Origin of the sequence: Halorubrum laminariae, assembly GCF_024494655.1 — an archaeon.
GTDB lineage: Archaea > Halobacteriota > Halobacteria > Halobacteriales > Haloferacaceae > Halorubrum > Halorubrum laminariae.
In genome coordinates this window covers 499,897-521,997 of sequence record NZ_JANHDL010000002.1, presented here as the reverse complement: position 1 = coordinate 521,997, position 22,101 = coordinate 499,897, and the positions used below count along the sequence as shown (strand labels likewise).

The following is a 22,101-nucleotide window of genomic DNA, read 5'->3' as shown; positions in this document are numbered from 1 at the left end:
GGTTGTGTTGGCGTCGGTCAGGTGGTGTGACGGGATCGCTTCGGGGGCAGGTCGTCGGCGCGACTCGCACGCCTTTTACCGCTCACGCGCGTCGGGCCGGCATGAGCAACCTCGACGAGTTCCTCGCTGGCGAGCGGCTCGACGACGTGGTCTTCTTCGTGAGCGACGCGTACCTCGACGACGACTCTCGACTCCGATCGGTCGGCACCGAGACCGATGGCGGCGTCCGCCTGATCCTCGACGGCGAGACCGGCCGCTCGGCGTTCGAGGCCGGCACAGGCATGGGCGCGATGGAGTTCGCGAAGACGGCGATGGGCGCAGACGGAGAGATCGCGCGGTCGCTTGACGGCGGCGTCTGCCCGTTCGGAGACGACGATGCCGACGGCGGCGACGATGCCGATGGCGGCGACGATACCGATGGCGGCGACGATGCCGACGAATCTGACGCCAATGGTGACTCCAACGACGCCCACGCGACGCAGTTCGTCTTCGCGTTCGCGGAGGCGCAAAACGAGGAGGTCGGTGGGATCTACGCCGACGGCGACGTGGTCCACGCGTACGCCCACTGCACCTGCGGCGAGAGCTACTCGCATAAGTGGGTCATCGGCGAGCGCGACGAGTGACGCGCGCTTGCGGCCGCGTCGACACGGCAGTTTGTCTTTTGTAAGCGGACAGTCGGCGCGGACGCCGCAAGAGACTCATCCGACCGCTCCGCCCAGCACCTCACGCCTCCCCAGCCTCGGCCGGCGGGGGCCGCGGAACGCACCGCATCGCGGCCCCCGCCGGCCTCCCTCGCGGGCGTTCACGGCCGCGTGTTCGCGGCCGCTCACGGCGCGCCACCGGCTCCTAGGTCGGTTGCCGGGACTCGACCGAACCTATCCCTAAATCATCCCCTGAAGAGGCTCGCGTGGACGGGCGCGTGGTCTGACTCGGGACGTGGGTCCTCCTCGTCGCCGCCGTCGTCGGAAACGGCGCGACCCTCGACGCCCTCTGTGAGGAAGTCGCGGAGCGGCGGTCCGACGTGTTCGGGCTCCACGAGGAACGCGTCGTGGCCGTGGTCCGAGTCGATCACGTGGTGGGCCACGGGAACGTCGCGGTCGCGGAAGGCATCCGCAAGCGACGCCGACTGCTCGACGGTGAAGTGCCAGTCGGCGGTGAAACTCACGAGCAGCGCCTCGCCCTCGAAGGCGGCTATCGCGTCCGCGTCGTGGCCGTGACCGGCCGAGAGGTCATACTCGTCCATCGCGCGCGTGAGGTAGAGGTAGCTGTTGGCGTCGAATCGCTCGCTGAACCCCTCGGCCTGATAGTCGAGGTACGACTCCACCTCGCGGTACGGGAAGAAGGCGGCCGTCGGCTCCGGCGGTAGTCCCAGATCGCCCTCCTCTCGGGTCAACGAGTCGCGACCGGCCGAGCGCCGGCCGAACTTCCGCTCCATCGAGGCCTTCGAGAGGTACATGATGTGGCCGATCTGTCGGGCCAGCGCGAGTCCCTCGTCCGGCGAAGGGCGGTCGTCGCCGTAGTAGTCGCCGCCGTTCCAGTGCTGGTCGGCGCGGATCGCGCGGCGGGCGACCGCGTCGAGCGCGAGACACTGCGCATCCAGCCGACCGGCGGTCGCGATAGCGACGATCCGGTCGACATCGTCGGGGTAGCGCTTGGCCCACTCCAAGACGTTCATCCCGCCGACGCTGCCGCCGACGACGGCCCGGAGCCGGCCCACGCCGAGGTGATCGAGCAGGCGACGCTGTGCGCGCGCCCAGTCTTCGACCTGCACCGGCGGGAACGCGGTCCCCCACCGGTCGTGGTCGGGCTCGTCGGGGAGGTCGAGTCCGTCCGGTCGCTCGCTCGCTGGGCCGGTCGTCCCGTAACAGGACCCCGGAACGTTGGCGCAGACGACATAGTACTCCGTCGTGTCGATCGCCTTTCCGGGTCCGACGATGTCGTCCCACCACGCGCGGGCCTGTCCGGCCTGCCCGGCCCCGCGGGCGCTCTCGTCTCGGCTAGCCGCGGGCGATCGCGCGACGTTCTGGCTGCCGGTGAGCGCGTGGCAGATCAGCACGACGTTGTCGCCCTCGAACTCGCCGTGGGTCTCGTAGGCGACCTCCAAGTTCGGGACCGACTGGCCGCACTCGAAGGTGAACTCGCCGAGTTCGGCGACACCGTGGTCGGTCGGGATTGCGCTCACGCGAATCACGCCTCCGAGTCGATCGCCGCGCGCTCGCCCGCGGCTAGCCCGCGGTCGAGGTCCGCGATCACATCGTCGGCGTCTTCGATGCCGACGGAGAGGCGAAGCATGTTCGGGAAGACGCCGGCCAGCCGCTGTTGGGTCTCGTCCAGTTGCGCGTGCGTCGTCGAGGCGGGGTGAATCACGAGCGTCTTCGCGTCGCCGATGTTCGCGAGGAAGCTCGTCAGGTCCACCGATTCACACAGCGTCTTCGCGGCCTCGTAGCCGCCGTCGACGCCGAACGTGACCATCCCGCCATCGCCGTCGAGGTATCGCTCGGCGTTGTCGCGGCTGTCGTGGTCGTCGAATCCGGGGTACGTCACCCACTCCACCCGGTCGTCGTCGCGGAGGTACTCGGCAACCGCGCGGGCGTTCTCGCAGTGGCGCTCCATCCGAAGCGGGAGGGTGTTGAGCCCCTGAATCGTCTGCCACGCGTCGAAGGGGGACTGCTGTCCCCCGGTCGTCCGCACGCCGCGCTGGCGGACGACGTTGGCGAACGCGGCGTCGCCGAACCGCTCGACGAAGTCGATCGGGAACGTCGGCGACTGGCCGTCGAGCTCGTCGTAGTCGGCGTCGGGGTGGTCCCACGGGAACTGCCCGCCGTCGACGACGACGCCGCCCACGGTGGTGCCGTTGCCCGTGATCCACTTCGTCGTCGACTCCCAGACGATATCCGCGCCGTGTTCGAACGGTCGACAGAGGTACGGCGTCGCGAACGTGTTGTCGACCACGAGCGGCACCGCGTTCTCGTGGGCGACGGCGGCGATCGCCTCGAAGTCCGGGACGACGAGCGAGGGGTTCGCCACCGTCTCCACGTGGACGAACGCGGTGTCGTCGTCGATCGCCTCCGCGTAGGCCTCGACGTCGAGCGTGTCGACGAGCCGGGTCTCGATCCCGCGCCGGTTCGCGATACTAGAGAGGTACGTCGCGGTGCCGCCGTACATCTCCGAACTGGCGACGACGTTGTCGCCCGCGCTCGCGAGGACGGTGGCGATCGCGTCGAACGCCGCCATCCCGGACCCGGTCGCGACGGCACCGGTGCCGCCGGAGAGATCCGCGAGACGGTCTTCGAGGACCCGCACGGTCGGGTTCGCTATCCGGGAGTAGACGTTGCCCTCCGCCCGGAGCGCGTACAGCTCCGCCGCCGTGTCGGCGTCGTCGAAGACGAACGAGGTCGTCTGGTGGATCGGGGTCGCGCGCGACCCGGTCGCCGGATCGGCCTCTGCACCGGCGTGGAGACTCCGGGTGTTGAACCCACGTGTCATGTGTGTAGTGCATATATCTGAACACATCTATAACTGTCAGTTACGGCAACTGTTGCCTCTGTCGGTGAGTCGGTGTCCGGATGTGCGTCAGAGGCGTGAGTTTATCGGGCATCGAGCGCCATCGGACGGTAATGGCAGTCGCCGACTCCCCCGTCCCAGATCTGGCCGGTCGCGCGAACGCGTGCGCCGATCGGCTGCGCGCGTCGGATCGGGTCCTCCTCGCGTCGCACATCGACGCCGACGGACTCACGAGCGCTGCGGTCGCGTCGACGGCGCTCGCGCGCGCCGGAATCGACCACGAGGTCGTCTTCGAGAAGCAGCTCGACGACGCGGCAATAGACGGTATCGCGGCGACGACGTACGAGACTGTGCTTTTCACCGACTTCGGCTCCGGACAGCTCGACGCCATCGCGGAGCACGAATCCGCTGGCGACTTCACGCCCGTCGTCGCAGATCACCACCAGCCGGCCGACGCCGACACGGAGTTACACCTCAATCCGCTGCTTGAAGGGATCAACGGCGCGAGCGAGTTGTCTGGAGCCGGCGCGAGCTACGTCCTCGCTCGCGCGCTCGAAGGTCCCGACGGCGATAACCGCGATCTCGCGGCACTGGCCGTCGTCGGCGCGGTCGGCGACATGCAGGATTCCGACGGCGAACTCGTCGGTGCCAACGCACAGATCGTCCGCGACGGCGTCGATGCGGGCGTGATCGAGACGCGGACGGACTTGGACCTGTACGGGAGACAGACCCGACCGCTGCCGAAGCTCCTAGAGTACGCCTCCGACGTAACGATTCCAGGCGTGTCGAACGACGAGGCCGGCGCGATATCGTTCCTCGCCGACCTCGATGTCGACGCGAAGCGCGACGGCGAGTGGCGGCGGTGGGTCGACTTGGACGGCACGGAGCGACAGACGCTCGCCTCCGGGTTGATGCGTCGCGCCGTCGCCTCGGGCGTTCCCGCCGACCGGATCGAGGCGCTCGTCGGCACCTCCTACACGCTCGTCGACGAGGAAGCGGGCACCGAACTGCGGGACGTGAGCGAATTCTCGACCCTGCTCAACGCCACTGCGCGGTACGACCGGGCGGGCGTCGGGCTCGCGGTGTGTCTCGGCGACCGCGGCGACGCCCTCGCGGAGGCGCGGCGACTGCTCCGGACCCACCGCCGGAACCTTTCGGAAGGCCTCCAGTGGGTAAAAACCGAGGGGGTCACCCACGAGGAGAATCTCCAGTGGTTCGACGCGGGGACGCGAATCCGAGAGACGATCGTCGGTATCGTCGCCGGGATGGCGATCGGATCGCCCGCGGTCGACAGCTCGAAGCCCGTGATCGCGTTCGCCGAGGAGAGCGCCGACGAATTGAAGATCTCCTCACGCGGCTCACACGCGCTCGTGCGGCGCGGACTCGACCTCTCGGCGGTGATGCGAGAGGCGAGCCGCGCCGTCGGCGGCGACGGCGGCGGTCACGACGTGGCTGCGGGGGCGACGATCCCCGCCGACGAGCGGGACGCCTTCCTCGCGGAGGCCGATCGACTGGTTGGCGAGCAGCTCTGAGTGGTGAGGCGTCCGGAGACGACCGAGAGATCACTCGCCGACGGTCCGACGGACCCAGCCGGACGCACCGGACGGTGACGGGTCCGACGCCTCCCGAATCTGTCGGTTCCCCTCGCCGTCGACCGCGCGGACGACCACCTCGTGCGTGCCGTCGGAATCGAAGACGTGCCGCCACTGTCGCCAGATGTCGACGTCAGGGACTGGGTCAGAGAGGGTCGCGTCGGTCCACGACTCGCCGCCGTCAGTCGATATTTCGACCCGCTCGACGCCCCGCGTCCCGGCGTAGGCGTGGCCGGCAAGCTCGATCCGGCCGTCAGGCAGCTCCGTGACCCCCTCGTCCCAGAGCTTGGCGACCGTCTTCACCTCGCCCGTCCCCTCCCAGCCGCGCTCTTCCCAGTAGCCGTCCTCCTCGACGTTCAACAGCTCGATCTCCGAGAGCCACTTCACGTTCGTCTCGCCCCAGTGACCCGGGATCAGCACGCGGACCGGATGACCGTGGCTGGCGGGGAGCGCCTTGCCGTTCATTCCCCACGCAAGGAAACCCTCCGCGAGCACGTCGACCGGAAACTGGACGTAGTAGTCGTCCTCGCCGTGGACCATCGCACAGTTGCAGTCACCGGCCGGGTCGACCGACTCGATCAGCGGTCGGATCGGGGTGCCGGTCCAGACGGCGGTGTCGAGCTTTCGTCCGTTCAGCCGTTCGCCGACGCACCGCAGCGAGATCGCTCGGTGCTCTACGGGACGCTCGATCAGGTCGTCGAACGTGACCGTTCGTTTGGAGTCGGTCTCGCCGGCGAACGTCAGCGACCACTCGCTCGCGGTGACCTCTGGATCGAGTTGCGCGATGTCGACGTTGTAGAACTCGCCGATCGGGCTCACCATTCCGAGGAGGTCGTCGCTTTCGAGCGCGATCGCGGCCGAGTCGAGTTCTCGGAGCCGCGTCTCGATCCCGTCGGACTGCGGGGCATCGGGGAGCGACTCGGGACCGTCGTCCTCCGCGCCGGGATCCGCCTCGACCGCGTGTCGTCCGATCACCGCCGCGACGGCGAACGCGAACGATCCGGACACCGTTCGGAGCATCCGCCGACGGACCGCGTCGACAGGCTGTGCGTCGTCGCTCGTCGACGCTCCGCTACCGAGCGCAGTGACCGCGATCACGGGAAGGGCGGCCCCGAGTGCCGGAACAGGTGCTCCCGTCACTCCGGCGGCGAGCAGCCACGATCCACCACCGGCCGCGGCGACGCCGAGCGAGAGACGGTCGGTTCGCGTCGTGATCCACCGTCCGGAAAGCGACAGCGAGCCGAACAGACCGATCGTGACGGCGATCGCCAGAGCGACGTGGAGCAGATGCCCGTCGTCGCCGAGCGTCTCGATGGCGACCGTCACGATCGGCCCGGGTGTCAGATTGACGATCGCTTGGTCGAGCGGAGCGACGACGAACGAGCGCGACCAGCCGGCGACAAGATACGAGCCGGCAACCGCGGCCGTGCCAGCCGCGCCCGCGAGGAGGAAGTCACGCCCCGTGATACCAGTCGGCATACAATCTGATAGCGCCGCAACTACTTGAATGACGCTTCCAGCAACCCGGTCGTAACTGTCGACAGCAGCCCTAGTGAGTCGTCCCGGCTATCCGTCTCGTGGTCTATTCGAGGGTTGACGGAATCGAGAGCGACAGTCCGAAATCGGAGGCAGAAGCGAGAAGCGACCGTGGTTCGGCGATCGCTCGGTTGGTCAGGCCTCGCCGATATCCCGGAACATCGCTCGGTAGTCGTCGGAGGAGAGCGATTCGCTGAGGTCGTCGATGTCGGTGTCGATGTCGTCGAGCCGATCGACGAGCTCGTTGTACGCCTCGTTCCCCTCTCGCTGGGCCGCCGGCTTCTGTGAGTTGAGGACCGCGCGCTTGCTCGCGAGCGCGGCGGCCTCCTGAATGAGGTCGTCGTACTCGCTCCGCGTCAGGAGCGTGTCGATCGCCGCCAGCAGCTTCGATCGGCTGACCGGTTTGGTGAGATACAGGTCGAATCCCATATCGACGATATCGAAGTCGGGCTCGACGGCGGTGACCATCGCGACCCGACAGTCGTAGCCAGCCTCGCGGATGTGATCGAGCACGTCGTCGCCGCTCCCGTCCGGGAGCCGGCGATCGAGCAGCACGATGTCGAAGGTGGCGTCGATTCGGTCGATCGCGTCTGCGGCCGTCTCGGCGACGGCCACGTCGTATCGATCGTCGAGGAACCCGGCGTACAGCGCGGCGATGTCGGGCTCGTCTTCGACGACGAGAACCGAGGGATCGCTCACCGCCGGTCACCACCGGGGTCGACGGAAGACGCTTCACCGGACATACACGAACGGGCGGTGTGTCGAGAAATAAAGCTGTCGCCGTTTGTGCGGTCGGTCCATCGGATCGTCTTTTATATACTCTCGTCGCCAACACGGAGACGAATGTCTGAACTCGTCTCCACCGGGGTCGAGGGGCTCGACTCGATCCTCACCGGCGGTATCACGGAGCGATCGACCGTGCTCGTCTCCGGGAACCCCGGAACCGGCAAGAGTATCTTCGGTATCCAGTACCTCCACCACGGAGCCACAGAACACGACGAACGTGGCGTGTACGTCTCTTTCGAGGAGGACGAAGCCGACATCCGTGGTGCCGCGGAGTCCATCGGTCTCGACGGGTTCGGCGACCTCGTCGACGACGGCGATATCGTGATACTGGACAAACGCGAGATGCTGCGCGAGACCGACTTCTCGACGGCGGTCGATCGGCTCCTCGACACCGTCGAAGACGGGGAGTTCGACCGGCTCGTGCTCGATTCGCTGTCGATGTTCCAGCTGTTTTTCGACGCCGAACAGGAGAAACGGACGTATCTCCTGAAGTTCTCAGACATCCTCAAAGCGAACGGACTCACGTCGCTGCTCATCAACGAACAGGGAGCAGTCTTCCCGGATACGGAAGTCGGACTGGAGAACTTCCTCACCGACGGGAACATCTACTTCATCCAGACGCCGACCGACTCTGGCGTGAACCGATACGTGTGGGTGGCGAAAATGCGGAAACAGGACATCGACACGGACATCTTCCCGATGGAGATCGGCGAGGGTGGAATCACGGTCCACGAGCGAGCCGGCGGATTTTCGATGATGGGGCGGTCCGACGAGCCGTCGTTCTGACGAGGGGATCGTCAGCGAGGGATCGTCGGCGGTTCGCGCAGCCGAACCGTCACTGGCCAGACGAGAGGTCCCGCCAGACATCGTCGAGCCGGTTTTTCACCCCGGAGCGCTCTTCGACCTCGATCGTGAGTCCGTCGCGGAAGTCGACTTCGACGCCGTCGACTTTCCGTCGGTACACCTTCACTCGGCGGTGTTCGTCCGAGAGCGGCCGGTCGTGGAGTTCGAGGAGGTCCGCCTCTTCGAGTTCGTTGATCCGGCGGTAACACGTCGCGATCGGCACGTCGATCTCGTCGCTGAGGTCCTGTGCCGACATCGCGTCTCCCGTCGCAGTCAGGATGTCCGTGTTATACTTGTTACCGAGAACCGTTATCAGATCGTCCCCCACCATTCACGTTATCGATGTTGATTTTTTGCGCTTAAAAGGATACCGGTGCTGACGACAGGGCGAGAACCCGATTCGCCGCGGATTCTACGTCTGTATTCCGTGTATCGCGTTCACAACCGTGTTCCGCGGTGTTATCGCCCGTGATAGCCGCCACGGTGGGTTTATACGTCGAGTTCAAGGACGGTAGGTATGGAGCTTATCGAGGGATTGTACCTCGTTACGACTACCGTGTTGGCCGGTGCGAGCGCGACGCTCGTGGCCTTCGCGGTCGCGGCGTACCGGTCGTCAGGTCGAACGGCGATGGCGTACCTCGCCGTCGGGTTCGGTCTCGTCGTCGTCGCTGCCGTGGGGACGCCGATCGCTGCCTTTCAAACGGGCTTTGCGAACGCGCAGGCGCTCCTGCTTATCACCACCGGGCTGTTCGCGGCCTCGATGGCGCTCGTCGCCGGGAGCCTCGTCGTGTACGAGCCCGGGACACAGGAGTTCGTGATTCCGGAGTCGGAGCTGACGCGGATTCAGGACCGGTAGGTCGGTACGACCGCCTCGACGAACCACGATATCGATCCGATCGCTGTAGCGTCACAGACGGTTTCGCGTGGATACCCTTCGCCGAGCCAGTTCGACGCCGAGTGAAACCCGAAATCCGCGACGACACTCCCCCGACAAACCAATATCACCATCGATAACGCCGAAGTTCGATCCGGTTCAAATATCACCACTGTTCTTCTAAAATTAACCCCAAAAGCGCAAGACAGCAGCGGTTTATCAGGACGAATAATCGGCACAGAGTGTTTAATAGGGAATTCCTACTCCCTCCGGTAACGCCCGCCGGGCAGGCCGGGGGCCAACGCAACACAACCAATGTTCGAAACAATACTGGACGAGGAAGAGCGCGGTCAAGTGGGGATCGGAACCCTCATCGTGTTCATCGCGATGGTGCTCGTGGCGGCGATCGCCGCGGGTGTTCTGATCAACACGGCCGGCTTCCTTCAGACGCAGGCGGAGGCAACGGGCGAAGAGAGTACAAGTCAGGTGAGTGAACGACTGCAAGTCGTGAGTCAGTCTGGCGACATCTCTGACGATGTCGCGAACACCACCGAACGGGGTATCGGTGAACTCGAGTTCGTTGTTGCATCCGCACCCGGCGCGGACAACATAGATCTCAACGAGGTATCGGTCGAACTCGTCGGTACCGCTGGGCAGGAGACGTTCCAGCTCGACGAGGACCCGCCGGCGACCAACGATATCTTCACCACAGCTGATGACAGCAACGTTCTGACTGACAACAGCGACCGTGCCGAGGTCACGATCAATCTCCAAGCAACGGATACGTTCGAGGACGATGACGGGTACGCGCTCACCGAGGGCGACTCGCTTACGGTGACGTTCACGACCGCATCCGGCGCATCGACGACGACCGAAATCCGCGTCCCGACCACGCTGGTCGGCGATGACGGCGACTCGGTGAGGCTGTAACAATGTTCGAATTCATTACTAACAACGACCGCGGTCAGGTCGGTATCGGCACGCTCATCGTGTTCATCGCGATGGTGCTGGTTGCCGCCATCGCCGCGGGCGTGCTGATCAACACGGCTGGATTCCTCCAGTCACAGGCGGAATCGACCGGCGAAGAGAGTACGGACCTCGTGTCTGAGCGGATCGAAGTGACGAGTTCCGTCGGTATCGTCAGCAGTGATACCTCGACACTCAACGAGATTCGCGTGACGACCACCGGCGCACCCGGCGCTGACGACATCGACCTGACAGATACGACGGTTCAGGCGGTCGGCCCGGGTGGACAGGAGAACCTTGTGTTTACTGACAAAGCGTTTAACGTATCGGTTCCTGAGAATGCCAATAACGTCACGCTTCAGGAGAACGTTCCGACTGACGCCGAGAGCGTCCAGATCGGCGTGAGCACCATCGATGATAGTAATATCACGGGCCTCAATATCAGTGACGGAAAAGAAGATACCGACAACGTTACTGTTCCTGTCGAGGACCTCGATGAGGGAGAGATCAACGAGATCTCTATCCCCGATCTTAATGTGAGCGACGGAAACACCGTGACGGTCGCACTCGTCAGCGAGAGCGGCGATGAAGATACGGACGACTCCGACACCTTCGAATCCGAATCGGACGTGTCTGTGCCTGATACCGCGAATAATACTAACCTACAGACACCCATCTGGGAGGGCGATCAACAGATCGAAGTCGGTGTGAATGCCGAAGCAGGTGTCGAGACACTGAATGTGTCTGACGAACAGGGCAATAACGTGACAGAGGATGTTTCTGGTGGGACTGAAGAGATAGTCTCTGTCGATGTTTCCAGTCTCGAACTGGTTGAAGGAGAGAACGTGACTGCACAGTTAGAAAATTCTAGTGGTAACGTAGGAGACGAGGAGGAGGTTAATGTTTCAGCACCGTACCCCTTCTACGATGTGCAGAACCTCAACTCCGATGAGTTTGCCGTCGGTTCCGATGGCAACTTCGCCGCGGATCCGGTCTTAGACGACCAGAACCAGTACACGGTTCTGCTGAATCCGTCTTCGGGTGCGTTCGCCGATGAGTCGTCGTTCGGTGAGGGTGACGACGCGACGCTCGACATCGTCTCGCCCGCTGGCGCGACGACGCAGATCGAGGTGACGGCTCCCGACCTCTTCAGTGAGGAGGGCGAGGCGGTCCGGCTCTAACGAGCCTCGAACAGCCTCCTGACCACCTCCGCGGCGGGTCGGCCGCCCGGAACACCTATTTTATCGCGCGACAACTACTACGTCATGAGTGACCACGACGCACCGCCAGCCGATCCCACCGAACTCGACTTCACGGACGACGAGAACGTCGTCGAGATCGGGGAGAGCCGGTACGTCGTCGGGACGAATGGCCGGCCAAAGGTCGGGCGGTCGCAGCCGGACCGCGCCGCCGAAGGCGACTCCGAGTTCAGACCCGCAGACCCGGAGAACCCGGACGCGCGCCGCCCGGCAGAAGGTCAGCGGGCGGAGGGTGCGGCCGGCGGCGAGGCTGCGGGCGGAGCGGCGAGCGGCGGCCACGGAGGACAGGCTCCCGCCAACCACGCCGGACAGACACCCGGGAGCCGCGGCCGGCAGGCGGCCGACGGCCAGCCCGCGAGCACACGAGCGCCCGATGGACACGCTGGGGGGGATCCACAGCGCGGCGGGGGGCCACAGCGCGGCGGAGGTACACAACGCGGCGGCGGTGCCCCCGCGGCCGATAGACAAGCGGTGAGTCGGTGGCTCGCGAGTTCCTTCGACAACGACGGGTTCACGTACGGAATCGACGCGACGCTGCACGTCGACGGCGACACCACCCGCCAGCGGATGGTCTCGAACGACGTGACCGCGACGTTTGACGCGCTCGTGAGCTGGTTCGCCTCGAACGCCGGACCGAACTCGCCGACGCCGGAGGCGCTCGGGCTGTTGCTCGTCGCCGCGGACACCACTGTCGACGTGCCGCCGGTCGCAATAAAGCGATTCGCGACGAGTCAGGGACTCACCGCGAGCGACAGCATCGGCGACCTCGTCCGCGCGGCCGAGGAGAACGGCGGCTTCCGGATCGAGTGAAACAGAACTGACCGGCTGTGAGCAGCGGGGTCGGCGCGGTCGGTCACGTTGAATCTAGGAGAAAGCCTCGCGCTTCAGCGCAGAAAGGAAGTCAAACCGCCGTTACCCATGCCCGGTAGTCGTCGTCGAGCACGTACACCTCCCGGAACACGCGCTCGATGAACCCAGCTACGCGATTCGCGTCGGACCGCGCGGTGATCACCGCGTTCGTCCCCTCGGCCTCCTTCGGGCTGACGAGTTCGTCGATCCGGAACTCCGGAAACTCGTCGAGGAGACCCTTCAGCCGATCGAGTTCCGTATCGGTGCAGTCGAGCACGACCTCCATGCCCGCGAGCTGGATCCACGGGGGAACCCCACCGCCGTCGGTCTCGTCGCTGTCGGGGTCGACATCGACGGTCATCACGTCACTCGAACGACTCCGATGTGCGGCCGCGGCGTCCGCGAACAGCTTCAGCCGCTCTGCTTCCGTCGCGGCGTCGAACCGAGTCATACACACCCTCGGATCCGACGCCTCTTAAAAAGCGCCCACGCTCGACTGACCGACTGCACGTGACTGGCCGATCGCACGCGACCGATCGGCCGACGCGCTCGGCGGCTCACGCCCGTTCCGTCTCCGCCAGCACGTCTTCAACGACTGACCGCGTTCGTTCCGCCTCTCGCACGCGCTCGTCGACGACGCCGCGTTCGATGAGAGCCAACTCGGACTCGTCCAAGGCGTCGCGCACCTCGGCCGCGCGTCGCAGGCGCTCGTAGCTGTCGTCGCGGGCGAGCTCCCGAACCGACCGCAGCGTCGCGACGGTCTCGTCGTCGGCCACCCGCGAGACGAGCGGGATCAGCTCGTCGATCTCGTAGCCGAGTTCGTCGCCGCCGGCCGGGGGCCAGTCGAGCGTCAGCGGCTCACCGACGAGCCGCTCGATGTAGGTTCGGTGGACCGCGACCGCGGTCCGGAGCGCCCCGGGATCGTCGACGTAGTGGTCGAGCTTCGAGTTTGAGTAGTCGGCGTACTCCAGAAGCGTCGGCAGCGGCTCCTCGCCCGCCTCGTAGTCGGCGACGTACTCCGCCAAGTCGGTCGGCGGCACGTCAACGTCGACGAACGGAGTCCCGTCGGCCCGGTCGAGGAAGGCGAACACCTCGCGGGCGGAGGCCGAGGCGTAAAACGACGCGAACGCGTCCCGTATCGACTCGTTGTACGACTCGATCGGCTCGCGGAGGCGGTCGACATCGGCGTCGAGGTCCGCGTCGGCCATCTCGGCGACCGTGCGGAGTTCGTCGAGCCGCGAATCGAGCGTCTTCCGTGCCGCCTTCGCCTCTTTTCTAGCAATTCGGTACGCGTCGACGGCGTCGTCGTAGTCGCCGAGGAGGTCGACGTACTCGCCGGCGGGATCGAGCGCGTCGCGGGCGGCCGCGAAGTCGCTCTCGGAGAGTCGCTTCTTGTCGACGGCGTCGTCGGCGGCGTTGAACGCGTCAGCCGCGAGCGCGTCGTCGTCGATGTCGACAGCCTCGCCGAACTCCCCGCGGAACTGGACGTACGAGCCGAAATCACCGGTCCCGACCGCGTCCTCCTCGTACTGGTCGAGCACGCGGTGCGCCCGGCGGTAGGCGTCGGCGGCGGCCTCGACGCGCTCGCGTCCGAGGTCGGCGATGCGAGTCTCGATCCGTCGGAGTTCGTCGTATCGCTCCCGGAGGATTGCGGCCGCCTCGCCCGCCTCGGCGACCGGTCCGGGATCGGTCTCCGGAGCGTCGGCTCCCGTCACCGCCTCGCCCGACGTATCCGCGCCGCCGCCCGCCTCCTGCGTGACCATTCAGTACACCTCGTCCGGGTCGAACACGCGCTCCCCGACGTGCTCGCCGTCGACCGTGCGATAGAAACACGACCGGTGGCCCGTGTGACACGCGCCCACGTTCTGGTCGACGAGGTACAACAGGGTGTCGGCGTCGCAGTCGACGCGCACCTCACGGACCGCTTGGGTGTGTCCAGACGATCCGCCCTTGTGCCACAGCTCGTCGCGAGAGCGCGAGTAGTAGTGCGCCTCGCCGGTCTCGCGGGTCTGTTTGAGCGCCTCCGGTGAGACGTACGCGAGCATCAATACCTCGCCCGAGTCGGCGTCTTGGGCGACTGCGGGCACGAGCCCGTCGTCGCCGAAGTCGACGTCGATCGGCCCGGTCGCGCCCGTCTCGTCACCGTGTGCCTCCCCGGCGTCCGCATCGACATCGCTCATGTCTCGCCGGACGCGAGCGTCCCGAATAGGCCTTTTGTCTGTCGACACTGACGTGGGTTCACGGTCGCCGTCAATCGAGCCGCAACACCAGCGCGTCGCCGTCGTCGTACGTGTCCGGTCGACGGTCGACGACCGAGAACCCGAGACCGTCGTACAGCGCGAGCGCGGCCTCGTTTCCCGGGTGCGCCTGCAGCGTCACGGGGCCGGACGCGTCGCGGATGCCGGCGCGGAGCAGTTCGCTCGCTCGCCCCTCGCGACGCCGGGCCGGCGCGACGACGAGTTCCGCGATGTGGACGCCCGGACGGCTCGGCGCGTCGACCGGTAGAAGGTACCCAACGACATCCCCGGTTGGCGGAGTGTCACTTGCCACATCGCTTGCCGCGTCGCCGTCGGCGACGCTCACTTGGACGGACTCCACTGCGAGTCCGTACTCTAAGAGATCCGGGCTCGGCTGTCGGAGGTGCGACTGCAGTTCGCGGATGCGATCGGCGTCGTCGGGTCGGGCCGTTCGGACTCGAGCGGGCCGATCGTCTTTCGTCCCGGCGTCGTCCGAGCGTCCGGTCATCGAAGCACCACCGCCCAGAGCGCCACCGCGGCCGCCGCGCCAGACAGCGTCGCGAGGAAGTTGACCGCTTGATTCCCGACGACATCGCCTTCGATCAGCGCGCCGAGGAGGCTGTCGACGGTCATGCCGACGACGCCGCCGCAGACCACTACCGCACCGCCGACGGTCGGGTCGCCGATCGGCATGCCGACCGCGGCGAGTCCGCCGACGAGGAGTCCGCCGATTCCTCCGGCCAACTCTCCCTGCCACGTCACCGCGCCGTCGGTCCCCGGTTCGACCGGGCGAAGCGTCGTGATGAGCCGCGGCCCGTCGTATAATCCACCGATCTCCGACGAGAGCGTGTCGGCCATCGCGGTCGCGGTCGCGCCGGCGAACGCGAGCGCGAACGGGGCCGCCGGAACGCTCACGTGTACGGTCGCCGCGTAGCCGACGACCGCGGCGAGCGCGACCGCGGAGTTGGCCAGGACGTTACCGGTGCCGCGAGCGCCCTCGTTCTCTTGGGCCACGCCGCGTTCCGCCTTCTCGTCGAACCGGTATTTCGAGGCAAGTCCCCCGACGGCGTAAAACGACATGAGCGTAAGGAACCACCCGACGCCGCCGAGAACGACCGCCAACAGCGCGGAGAGCACGCCTGTCAGCATTCCGGGGACTGACGCGGTGCCGAGCGCGACGGAGACGTAGCCGAGCGCGACGGTCACGCCGAGTCCGAAGGCGACGAGCGCGACGGTGACGCTCGGGTCGAGCGCGACGAACCCCCAGACCGCGAAGGCGACGAGGATGACCGTGATGTGCGCGTCGCGCGCGAACACCAGCGATCGGACGAGCGCGGCCGTCAGCGCGGCGACTGCGGCGAGGAAAATGACGCCGGGGAGCGCCGCGCTGACGCCGCCGGACGCCGCGCCGAAGCCATCCAGCCCGCCGGTCTGGACCAACACGCCGACCTGTCCAAGGGCCGCGCCCACGGTGCCACCGGTGACGTAGCCGGCGACGAGCGCGAACTCGCCGGTCGAACGGGAGCCGACGAGTTCGCGGCCGAGGCGGCCCCCGCCGACCGCGAGCGCCGCCGCGGCGAACGCCGCGTAGGGGAGCGGTGCGCGGGGGAGGGAGGCGAACAGCGCGAGTCCGGCCGCGGCCAGCGAGAAGGAGACGAACCCGTAGAGCCGCTCCTCGTCTCCGTCGCCGGGAAGCGCGAGCGTCTCGAACCACTCGCCGTCGCGGACGCCGAAGAAGGCGAGCCCGCCGACGGCGAGAAACGGCACGAGTGCGGCGTCGCCGAGTGCCGGCGCGAGGACCGCCAGCGCGGCCACCGCGGTGAAGACGCCCGCGCGTCGGAGCCTCCGTGTCACACCCTCGGCTACCCGGGACGCGCACTTAACGCTCCCGACAACGACCGCCTCACTGCGACACGGCTCGGCGATGTCGAAGAATCGATCGCCGGAGCGCCGGGCGACTCAGTATCGGTACTCGTTGAACTGCACCGCGTGTCCCTCGATGAGTCGGACGGACCGCTCCGGGTCCTCGTCGTCTTCGGCCGCGTCCTCGCGTGAGTCTCTCACACTCATATCCGAACGCAAGCAGGAGTGATATATAAATATTCACCGTGCGGTGAATGTGAGCACTCGACCGTTCTGATGGATGTCTGGTTCTCGAGACGATTGGACTGACGCCGATCGGGTGGAACACCGGATCTCAACTGGATCGCCGTCGATCAACCGAGCACCCGGTCGATATCGCCGAGGTCGTCGAGCACGTAGTCGGGCGAGACGGCGGCGTCTGCGACCGCCGCCTCGTCGGTGACTCCGGACAACACGAGGGCCGTCGTCATCCCAGCACGTTCACCGAGCGCGATGTCGGTGTTGAGCCGATCACCGACGACGAGACACTCTTCTGGCGGGTAGGGGAGTCGCTCGCGGACCATCTCGATCGCGGGATCGGACGGCTTCCCGAGCACGATGTCTGGATCGCGCTCGGCGACGCCGGCGATCGCGTTGATGACGGCACCGGACCCGGGAACGTCGCGTTCGGGGGCGGGGATGACGACGTCGGGGTCGGTCCCGATGAACGGAACGCCGCGCTCCACGGTCCACAGCGCGGTACAGAGGTCGTCGTAGTCGAACTCGCGGTCGATGGAGGCGACGAGCGCGTCTGCAGCCTCGGGGTCGTCCGTGGTGGCGAGACCGGCGTCGGCGACTTGGGCGAGCAGGCCCGGGTCGCCGATACACAACAGGTCGTCGGTCGCGTGGTGCTCCCGCAGGTAGCGCGTCGTCACCGTTCCGGCCGTGAACACCTGCGTCGTGTCGATGTCGTAGCCCGCGGAACCGAGGCGGTCGACGTACGCCGGCGGCGTCTTCGTCGGGTTGTTCGAGACGAACAGCGTCTCGATGCCGGCCGCCCGCAGCCGACCGTACCCCGCTGGTGCCCCGGGAATCGGGTCGTCGCCCCGCACTACCGTCCCGTCCACGTCGAGGACGGCTCCGCTGAGTGTCATGGTCTCGATCTGGTCGCCACGGTCCTATCTCTTTGCAAGGCGAGGACCGCTCCTCGTCAGTCGGTGCTGAACCCGATTCGACGCAGGTCCGAATTTCGCTGTTCCCCACACTTCTTCATTCACCAGTGCATCCGCACGCTGTGTGGCGATGTCGCCCTGAATGACGGTGAACTCCATAACCGCGTGTACGCAGGTAGGACGGTGAACTACCCCACCCTACCGCTCGATCGAATTTACAACTCCAGTTCGGTGGCGCTGTCGACGTCGAACTGGATGACTTCGGGCTCGCCGTCGAGGAGGTCGGGAAGCGCCGCTTCGAACTCTTGGAAGTGTTCCGTTTCGGTGTGCGACTCGAACGCGTCCGCGTCTTCGTACTGCTCGAAGAACCGGATGACGTTCGGGTTCTGGAGGTCCGTCGTCGCTCGGTAGTCGATCATCCCCGCTTGGGACTGATCGACGAGGTCGTCGACCAGTTCGAGCGCTTCGTCACGCCGATCCGGATCGATGGGAAAACTCGCGTGAAGTACGATCATCGACAGTCCGAGCCACAGCGTGACAGCACAAAATTCCCTCGATACGCACGGTCTCGCCGGAACCCTGGTGGCGGCTTCATATCTCAGATCCGGTACGTCTACCACCTTCGGGATAACGGAAGCATAAAGCGGCACGACTCCGTATCGGTGTCTACTGTGACGACGACTCAGGTGACCCTCGTCCAGATCGACAACTACGGGCCGTGGACCGTGACTCCCGAGCCGCGTCGAGAGATGGACCTCCAGACGCTCCAGTCGCGGCTCTTCGCCGACATCGCGCAATTCGTCGGCCACCGCGACGCGTACGTCTTCTTCACGCGTTTCGACAACATGATCGCGGTGACCAACGGCGTCGACGACGCCGCACACGCGGCGTTACAGGAGTCGATCGGGAACCGGTATCCGGTCAGTATCAGCCTCGGTACCGCGGTCGCAGAGCGGCCCGTCGACGCCCTCACGTCGGCGAACCGCCGGCTCCAGACCGAGGGGAGCGCACAGGACGAGCATCGGACCGAGGTGCTCGCCGGCGAGTACCTCGCGGAGACGACGGACACCGACCTCCAGATCGCGCACTTCGACGTCGTCGACGTCACCGGCAAGTACACGGACCAGATCAACGAGTTCGACACCTTCATCAACGTCGAGCGGGCGTACGCCTCGCTGATGCACCACCTCCGGGAGGCGCACGGCGCGCTCTCGTTTTTCGTCGGCGGCGACAACATCATCTCCGTCTGCCCGGACCTCCCGGAACGCGCGTTCACGGACGCGGTTTCCCACGTTGAAAGCGATGTCGGCGTCGAGCTACAGGTCGGCGTCGGCACCGGGTCGTCCGCTCACGAGGCCGGATTCACGGCCAAACACGCGCTCGAAGACTGCCGACGCGACGGGACGAGCGTCGAACTGTTCGGCGCGCCTGCGATCGGCGACTGACCCGCCGACATCGGTCCTCGACCCTCGTCCCCAACTTGATATCTATTCTGATAATTGGGGTACAGCGCTTTTATACGCCCCGGTGGAACGGTCGGACAACATGTCTGAAGACATCGTGTTCGTCTGTACCGCAGACGACTGTGAGGCCGGCCCGTGGGAGGGATCACACGACGCAATGGCCCATTGCGCCGAGTATTCCGGTCACGGATACACGGGACGCCCCCGATCCGAGGTGACAGAGGTCATTCCGGCGACGGTGACGCGAAAGCGCGACAACCGGAACCTCCAGCATAAGGGGCATCCCCGGGGCGCGCTCGCCCAAGACGACTGAGTCTCGAGTCGCCGGCGCGTCGCGGTCGCGTCTGAATCCCCTGACCGAATCGAGCGCCGAAACGTCACGCATCTCGACGACCCATTCCGTCCCGTCGACCTACTCCGCCTCGTCGAACAGCCCGAGGTCGTCGGCGACGAGGTCGGCGAGCTGATCTTTCAAGTCAGGGTCGACCTCGGCCACCTCTTCGCCGTCGTGTTTCCCGTCGTTGTGTCTGGTGAGCGCCCCCTCGAGGTCGGACAGAGGGACGCGGGTCTCCGTCTCGCACTCGGTGCACACGATCGGGACGGACGGCTCGTCACTGGACATAGTCCGAGTAATCGCGGGTGCCCGGTATCAACCTTCGGGAGTGACGCCGCTTTCGCCCGCCGAGACGACTCACAAACCCCTAAGTCACGGCGTCCCAAGTCGGCGTATGGTCGAGGCTCCACAGACCGAAGAGGGCTGGTTCGCGCTGCACGACTTCCGGTCGATCGACTGGGACGCGTGGCGCGACGCCCCAGAACGCGAGCGACGGCGGGCGATCGAGGAGGGAAAATCCTTCCTGCGCCACCGCGAACAGGTCACAGACGCCAACGAGGGCGACTCTGGACTGTTCTCCGTACTCGGACACAAAGCCGACCTGCTGTTCGTCCACTTCCGCCCGTCCCTCGATGACCTTTCGGCGATCGAGCGGCGATTCGAGGACACGGCGCTCGCGGCGTTCACCGAGCGGACGACCTCGTACGTGTCCGTCACCGAGGTCTCCGGCTACGTCTCCGACGAGTACTTCGCGGATCCAGAGTCGGTCGACGAGGGCCTCCGAAGCTACATCGAGGGGAAGCTCACGCCCGACATCCCTGACGACGAGTACGTCTGTTTCTACCCGATGAGCAAGCGCCGCGGCGAGGAGTACAACTGGTACGACCTCTCCTTTTCGGACCGCGCCGACCTCATGGCCGACCACGGCGAGGTCGGTAAGGAGTACGCCGGGAAGATCAAACAGGTGATCGCCTCCTCCGTGGGGCTCGACGACCACGAGTGGGGCGTCACGCTGTTCGGCTCCGACCCAACGGACATCAAGGACATCGTCTACGAGATGCGCTTCGATCCCGCCTCCTCGCGGTACGGCGAGTTCGGCGACTTCTACATCGGGCGTCGGTTCCCGCCCGCCGACCTCGGCGCGTTCCTCACCGGCGAGACGGTACCGACGGGCGACGGCGGTAGAGAGGTGAACGGTCACCACGACGCGGACGTGGAGGGCGGCCACCACGGCGAGAGCGGTCACCACGGCGACGCCGGCGGTCGCGGCGAGGGTCATCGCGGCTCCGGCGGCGGGTCCGCACACGGCGATCACCCCCACGGCGAGGAGGGCACGAACGTCGAGGGCGACCACCCGCACGCGGACGGCGAGGAAAGGGATCAGCAGGACCGCCACGGCGACGCGTCCGACGACGCTGCGGCGGACATCCGCGGCGAACTCGCCGACCTCGATATCTACGCTGGGAAACCCCACGGCGAAGACGTGTACGCGACGGTCCTGTACAGCGAGGCTGACGTCGACGAACTGTTCGACGAGGTCGAAGGGCTCCGCGGCAACTTCGATCACTACGGCACGCACGTGAAAACGGCCGTCTACGAGGGCCGCGCGACCGACCGCGCCGCGGTCGTCTCCATCTGGGACACCGCCTCCGCGGCCGAGACGGCGGCCGGTTTTCTCTCCGAACTCCCGGGTATCGTCGCCCGCGCCGGCGAGGAGTCCGGCTTCGGCACGATGGGCATGTTCTACACCGTCAAGCCTGACTACCGCGAGGAGTTCGGCGACACCTTCGACGAGGTCGGCGATATCCTCGCGGAGATGGACGGCCACGTCGAGACCGACCTGATGACGAACGTCGAGGACGAGAACGACATGTTCATCGCCAGTCAGTGGGAGGCGAAAGACGACGCGATGGCCTTCTTCGGCTCCGACGAGTTCCGTGAGACGGTCCAGTGGGGCCGCGAAGTGCTCGCTGACCGCCCGCGACACGTCTTCTTGGCGTAAGCCGGGCCACCTAGCCCGGGGTGGGGACGCACGTCTCGCTTGCCTCGCGAACGCTCGACGGCGACCACCGCGGCCACGTTCCCCCTCGACAATTTAAGGCCGACCGGGAGCCACGTCCGCACATGCTCACTCCACTCACCGCCGGCCTGGTCGTCGCCGGGCTGTTGCTCGCGTTCGTCGGTGCCGCGGTCTCCGTGTACGCGGTCACGCTGACCGGAATCCTCGTCGGCGGCGGCGCGGGCTACGTCGTCGCCCCGAGCCTCCTCGGCGTCGTCGCGGTCGACGGCGTCGTCCTGACCGGCGTGGCCGTCGCGGTCGGTGCCGCGATCGGCGGCTTCCTCGCGTACGCTGGACTTTCGTTCGCGGTCGTCGCCATCGGCGGACTCGTCGGCGGATTCGCCGGACGGTTCGCGGTCGGCCCCCTCTACGCGGCCGACGCAGGCGGAATCGAGGGCACGCTGCTTCTCGTCGGCGCGACGCTGGCCGGCGTCGCGGTCGGCGCGCTGTTCGGCTTCGTGTCAAGTCGGACGACGCTTGTCGTCTCGACGGCGTTCATCGGCGCGGCGTTCGCCTCCCGATCGATCACGCCCGCGAGCCTGGAGTCGGCCGCCGCGGGGCCGACCGTCGAACCGCTGTTGTTCGACCTCGCCGCGCCGGCGTTCCTCGCCGTGTTCGTCCTCGGCGCGCTCTCACAGATCGGGCTGTTCAAGTTCGGGTACGTGACGACGCTGATCGGGCTCCTCCCGGGCGCGCGGCGGTGGACGGCAGGAGACGAGGAACGCGAGAGCGCCTAGTCGTACTCGTGAACCGCCTCGGGGTCAAGCCCCGAGGCTTCCCGTGGT

The 22,101-nt window shown here is 66.4% G+C and carries 23 protein-coding genes and 1 pseudogene; 11 read left to right on the top strand and 13 right to left on the bottom strand.

Annotated elements, in window-relative coordinates:
- The first annotated feature begins 101 nt into the window (after window positions 1-101).
- Complete coding sequence (locus NO887_RS05780; RefSeq protein WP_256417509.1) at window positions 102-623, top strand: DUF5807 family protein; 522 nt, start codon at window positions 102-104, stop codon at window positions 621-623.
- A 263-nt stretch (window positions 624-886) separates the two neighbouring features.
- On the opposite strand, the gene metX is transcribed toward NO887_RS05780, so the two are convergent.
- Both metX and NO887_RS05770 read right to left on the bottom strand, forming a co-directional pair.
- Complete coding sequence (gene metX / locus NO887_RS05775) at window positions 887-2,182, bottom strand: homoserine O-acetyltransferase MetX (protein ID WP_256417508.1); 1,296 nt, start codon at window positions 2,180-2,182, stop codon at window positions 887-889.
- Window positions 2,183-2,187: 5 nt separating this feature from the next.
- Window positions 2,188-3,486, bottom strand: coding sequence for an O-acetylhomoserine aminocarboxypropyltransferase/cysteine synthase family protein (locus NO887_RS05770; protein ID WP_256417507.1), 1,299 nt, complete (start codon window positions 3,484-3,486; stop codon window positions 2,188-2,190).
- Window positions 3,487-3,617: 131 nt separating this feature from the next.
- On the opposite strand from NO887_RS05770, the gene recJ reads away from it, so the two are divergent.
- Window positions 3,618-5,036, top strand: coding sequence for a RecJ family nuclease (recJ, locus tag NO887_RS05765; RefSeq protein ID WP_256417506.1), 1,419 nt, complete (start codon window positions 3,618-3,620; stop codon window positions 5,034-5,036).
- Between the two features lie 30 nt (window positions 5,037-5,066).
- Here recJ and NO887_RS05760 read toward each other — a convergent pair whose 3' ends face one another.
- Together NO887_RS05760 and NO887_RS05755 are read right to left on the bottom strand one after the other, a co-directional pair.
- A complete protein-coding gene (locus NO887_RS05760; RefSeq protein ID WP_256417505.1) occupies window positions 5,067-6,575 on the bottom strand; it encodes a molybdopterin-dependent oxidoreductase in 1,509 nt (502 codons plus the stop codon).
- Between the two features lie 192 nt (window positions 6,576-6,767).
- Window positions 6,768-7,331, bottom strand: coding sequence for a HalX domain-containing protein (locus tag NO887_RS05755; protein WP_256417504.1), 564 nt, complete (start codon window positions 7,329-7,331; stop codon window positions 6,768-6,770).
- A gap of 144 nt (window positions 7,332-7,475) precedes the next feature.
- Here NO887_RS05755 and NO887_RS05750 point away from each other — a divergent pair, with 144 nt between their 5' ends.
- Window positions 7,476-8,204 carry an RAD55 family ATPase gene (locus tag NO887_RS05750; protein ID WP_256417503.1) on the top strand — a complete coding sequence of 243 codons (729 nt, stop codon included), beginning with the start codon at window positions 7,476-7,478 and terminating at the stop codon, window positions 8,202-8,204.
- A 49-nt stretch (window positions 8,205-8,253) separates the two neighbouring features.
- Here the strand turns inward: NO887_RS05750 and NO887_RS05745 are convergent, their stop codons facing one another.
- The gene (locus NO887_RS05745; protein ID WP_256417502.1) at window positions 8,254-8,592 is read right to left on the bottom strand and encodes a helix-turn-helix domain-containing protein; all 339 of its coding nucleotides are present in this window, start codon (window positions 8,590-8,592) and stop codon (window positions 8,254-8,256) included.
- Between the two features lie 186 nt (window positions 8,593-8,778).
- On the opposite strand from NO887_RS05745, the gene NO887_RS05740 reads away from it, so the two are divergent.
- From NO887_RS05740 to NO887_RS05725, 4 genes and pseudogenes are all read left to right on the top strand, one after another.
- On the top strand, window positions 8,779-9,117 hold the full coding sequence (locus NO887_RS05740; RefSeq protein WP_256417501.1) for a hypothetical protein: 339 nt from the start codon (window positions 8,779-8,781) through the stop codon (window positions 9,115-9,117).
- A 333-nt stretch (window positions 9,118-9,450) separates the two neighbouring features.
- Window positions 9,451-10,065: an archaellin/type IV pilin N-terminal domain-containing protein gene (locus tag NO887_RS05735; RefSeq protein ID WP_256417500.1), complete on the top strand. Its 615-nt coding sequence runs from the start codon at window positions 9,451-9,453 to the stop codon at window positions 10,063-10,065.
- A gap of 2 nt (window positions 10,066-10,067) precedes the next feature.
- Window positions 10,068-10,670: pseudogene (locus NO887_RS18645) on the top strand (archaellin/type IV pilin N-terminal domain-containing protein); the annotation flags it as partial.
- 696 nt (window positions 10,671-11,366) lie between these two features.
- Window positions 11,367-12,170, top strand: coding sequence for a DUF7500 family protein (locus tag NO887_RS05725; protein ID WP_256417498.1), 804 nt, complete (start codon window positions 11,367-11,369; stop codon window positions 12,168-12,170).
- Between the two features lie 91 nt (window positions 12,171-12,261).
- On the opposite strand, the gene NO887_RS05720 is transcribed toward NO887_RS05725, so the two are convergent.
- The 7 genes from NO887_RS05720 to NO887_RS05690 form a co-directional block, all read right to left on the bottom strand.
- Window positions 12,262-12,660, bottom strand: a complete 399-nt coding sequence (locus NO887_RS05720; RefSeq protein WP_256417497.1) for a DUF7975 family protein — start codon at window positions 12,658-12,660, stop codon at window positions 12,262-12,264.
- A 106-nt stretch (window positions 12,661-12,766) separates the two neighbouring features.
- Window positions 12,767-13,972, bottom strand: coding sequence for a DUF7118 family protein (locus NO887_RS05715; RefSeq protein WP_256417496.1), 1,206 nt, complete (start codon window positions 13,970-13,972; stop codon window positions 12,767-12,769).
- A complete protein-coding gene (gene hisI, locus NO887_RS05710) occupies window positions 13,973-14,389 on the bottom strand; it encodes a phosphoribosyl-AMP cyclohydrolase (protein WP_256417495.1) in 417 nt (138 codons plus the stop codon). It lies immediately after the preceding gene.
- A gap of 70 nt (window positions 14,390-14,459) precedes the next feature.
- Entirely contained in the window at window positions 14,460-14,954 is a 495-nt protein-coding gene (locus tag NO887_RS05705; RefSeq protein ID WP_256417494.1) for a GNAT family N-acetyltransferase, read from the bottom strand.
- Window positions 14,951-16,300 (bottom strand): DUF92 domain-containing protein, encoded by a 1,350-nt coding sequence (locus NO887_RS05700; protein WP_256417493.1) that lies wholly within the window; start codon window positions 16,298-16,300, stop codon window positions 14,951-14,953. Before NO887_RS05700 ends, NO887_RS05705 begins: the two co-directional genes overlap by 4 nt.
- A gap of 362 nt (window positions 16,301-16,662) precedes the next feature.
- Window positions 16,663-17,442, bottom strand: a complete 780-nt coding sequence (locus NO887_RS05695; RefSeq protein ID WP_256417492.1) for an HAD-IIA family hydrolase — start codon at window positions 17,440-17,442, stop codon at window positions 16,663-16,665.
- Window positions 17,443-17,675: 233 nt separating this feature from the next.
- Entirely contained in the window at window positions 17,676-17,975 is a 300-nt protein-coding gene (locus NO887_RS05690) for a putative quinol monooxygenase (RefSeq protein WP_256417491.1), read from the bottom strand.
- A gap of 156 nt (window positions 17,976-18,131) precedes the next feature.
- On the opposite strand from NO887_RS05690, the gene NO887_RS05685 reads away from it, so the two are divergent.
- Window positions 18,132-18,905 (top strand): GTP cyclohydrolase III, encoded by a 774-nt coding sequence (locus NO887_RS05685; protein ID WP_256417490.1) that lies wholly within the window; start codon window positions 18,132-18,134, stop codon window positions 18,903-18,905.
- Window positions 18,906-19,005: 100 nt separating this feature from the next.
- On the top strand, window positions 19,006-19,236 hold the full coding sequence (locus tag NO887_RS05680) for a hypothetical protein (protein ID WP_256417489.1): 231 nt from the start codon (window positions 19,006-19,008) through the stop codon (window positions 19,234-19,236).
- 99 nt (window positions 19,237-19,335) lie between these two features.
- Here NO887_RS05680 and NO887_RS05675 read toward each other — a convergent pair whose 3' ends face one another.
- Window positions 19,336-19,545, bottom strand: coding sequence for a DUF8149 family protein (locus NO887_RS05675; protein WP_256417488.1), 210 nt, complete (start codon window positions 19,543-19,545; stop codon window positions 19,336-19,338).
- Window positions 19,546-19,651: 106 nt separating this feature from the next.
- On the opposite strand from NO887_RS05675, the gene NO887_RS05670 reads away from it, so the two are divergent.
- Complete coding sequence (locus NO887_RS05670; RefSeq protein WP_256417487.1) at window positions 19,652-21,259, top strand: heme-binding protein; 1,608 nt, start codon at window positions 19,652-19,654, stop codon at window positions 21,257-21,259.
- A gap of 122 nt (window positions 21,260-21,381) precedes the next feature.
- Complete coding sequence (locus NO887_RS05665) at window positions 21,382-22,053, top strand: phosphate ABC transporter permease (protein WP_256417486.1); 672 nt, start codon at window positions 21,382-21,384, stop codon at window positions 22,051-22,053.
- Window positions 22,054-22,101: the final 48 nt, after the last annotated feature.

What these genes read in the sequence shown, in the direction of transcription:
- NO887_RS05750 (WP_256417503.1), top strand. Translation starts at nt 7,476, where the DNA reads ATGTCTGAACTCGTCTCCACCGGGGTCGAGGGGCTCGACTCGATCCTC.
- NO887_RS05675 (WP_256417488.1), bottom strand. Translation starts at nt 19,545, where the DNA reads ATGTCCAGTGACGAGCCGTCCGTCCCGATCGTGTGCACCGAGTGCGAG.
- NO887_RS05735 (WP_256417500.1), top strand. Translation starts at nt 9,451, where the DNA reads ATGTTCGAAACAATACTGGACGAGGAAGAGCGCGGTCAAGTGGGGATC.
- NO887_RS05695 (WP_256417492.1), bottom strand. Translation starts at nt 17,442, where the DNA reads ATGACACTCAGCGGAGCCGTCCTCGACGTGGACGGGACGGTAGTGCGG.
- NO887_RS05690 (WP_256417491.1), bottom strand. Translation starts at nt 17,975, where the DNA reads ATGATCGTACTTCACGCGAGTTTTCCCATCGATCCGGATCGGCGTGAC.
- NO887_RS05670 (WP_256417487.1), top strand. Translation starts at nt 19,652, where the DNA reads ATGGTCGAGGCTCCACAGACCGAAGAGGGCTGGTTCGCGCTGCACGAC.
- NO887_RS05725 (WP_256417498.1), top strand. Translation starts at nt 11,367, where the DNA reads ATGAGTGACCACGACGCACCGCCAGCCGATCCCACCGAACTCGACTTC.
- recJ (WP_256417506.1), top strand. Translation starts at nt 3,618, where the DNA reads ATGGCAGTCGCCGACTCCCCCGTCCCAGATCTGGCCGGTCGCGCGAAC.
- NO887_RS05780 (WP_256417509.1), top strand. Translation starts at nt 102, where the DNA reads ATGAGCAACCTCGACGAGTTCCTCGCTGGCGAGCGGCTCGACGACGTG.
- NO887_RS05705 (WP_256417494.1), bottom strand. Translation starts at nt 14,954, where the DNA reads ATGACCGGACGCTCGGACGACGCCGGGACGAAAGACGATCGGCCCGCT.
- NO887_RS05665 (WP_256417486.1), top strand. Translation starts at nt 21,382, where the DNA reads ATGCTCACTCCACTCACCGCCGGCCTGGTCGTCGCCGGGCTGTTGCTC.
- NO887_RS05770 (WP_256417507.1), bottom strand. Translation starts at nt 3,486, where the DNA reads ATGACACGTGGGTTCAACACCCGGAGTCTCCACGCCGGTGCAGAGGCC.
- NO887_RS05745 (WP_256417502.1), bottom strand. Translation starts at nt 8,592, where the DNA reads ATGGTGGGGGACGATCTGATAACGGTTCTCGGTAACAAGTATAACACG.
- NO887_RS05715 (WP_256417496.1), bottom strand. Translation starts at nt 13,972, where the DNA reads ATGGTCACGCAGGAGGCGGGCGGCGGCGCGGATACGTCGGGCGAGGCG.
- NO887_RS05740 (WP_256417501.1), top strand. Translation starts at nt 8,779, where the DNA reads ATGGAGCTTATCGAGGGATTGTACCTCGTTACGACTACCGTGTTGGCC.
- NO887_RS05760 (WP_256417505.1), bottom strand. Translation starts at nt 6,575, where the DNA reads ATGCCGACTGGTATCACGGGGCGTGACTTCCTCCTCGCGGGCGCGGCT.
- NO887_RS05680 (WP_256417489.1), top strand. Translation starts at nt 19,006, where the DNA reads ATGTCTGAAGACATCGTGTTCGTCTGTACCGCAGACGACTGTGAGGCC.
- hisI (WP_256417495.1), bottom strand. Translation starts at nt 14,389, where the DNA reads ATGAGCGATGTCGATGCGGACGCCGGGGAGGCACACGGTGACGAGACG.
- NO887_RS05720 (WP_256417497.1), bottom strand. Translation starts at nt 12,660, where the DNA reads ATGACTCGGTTCGACGCCGCGACGGAAGCAGAGCGGCTGAAGCTGTTC.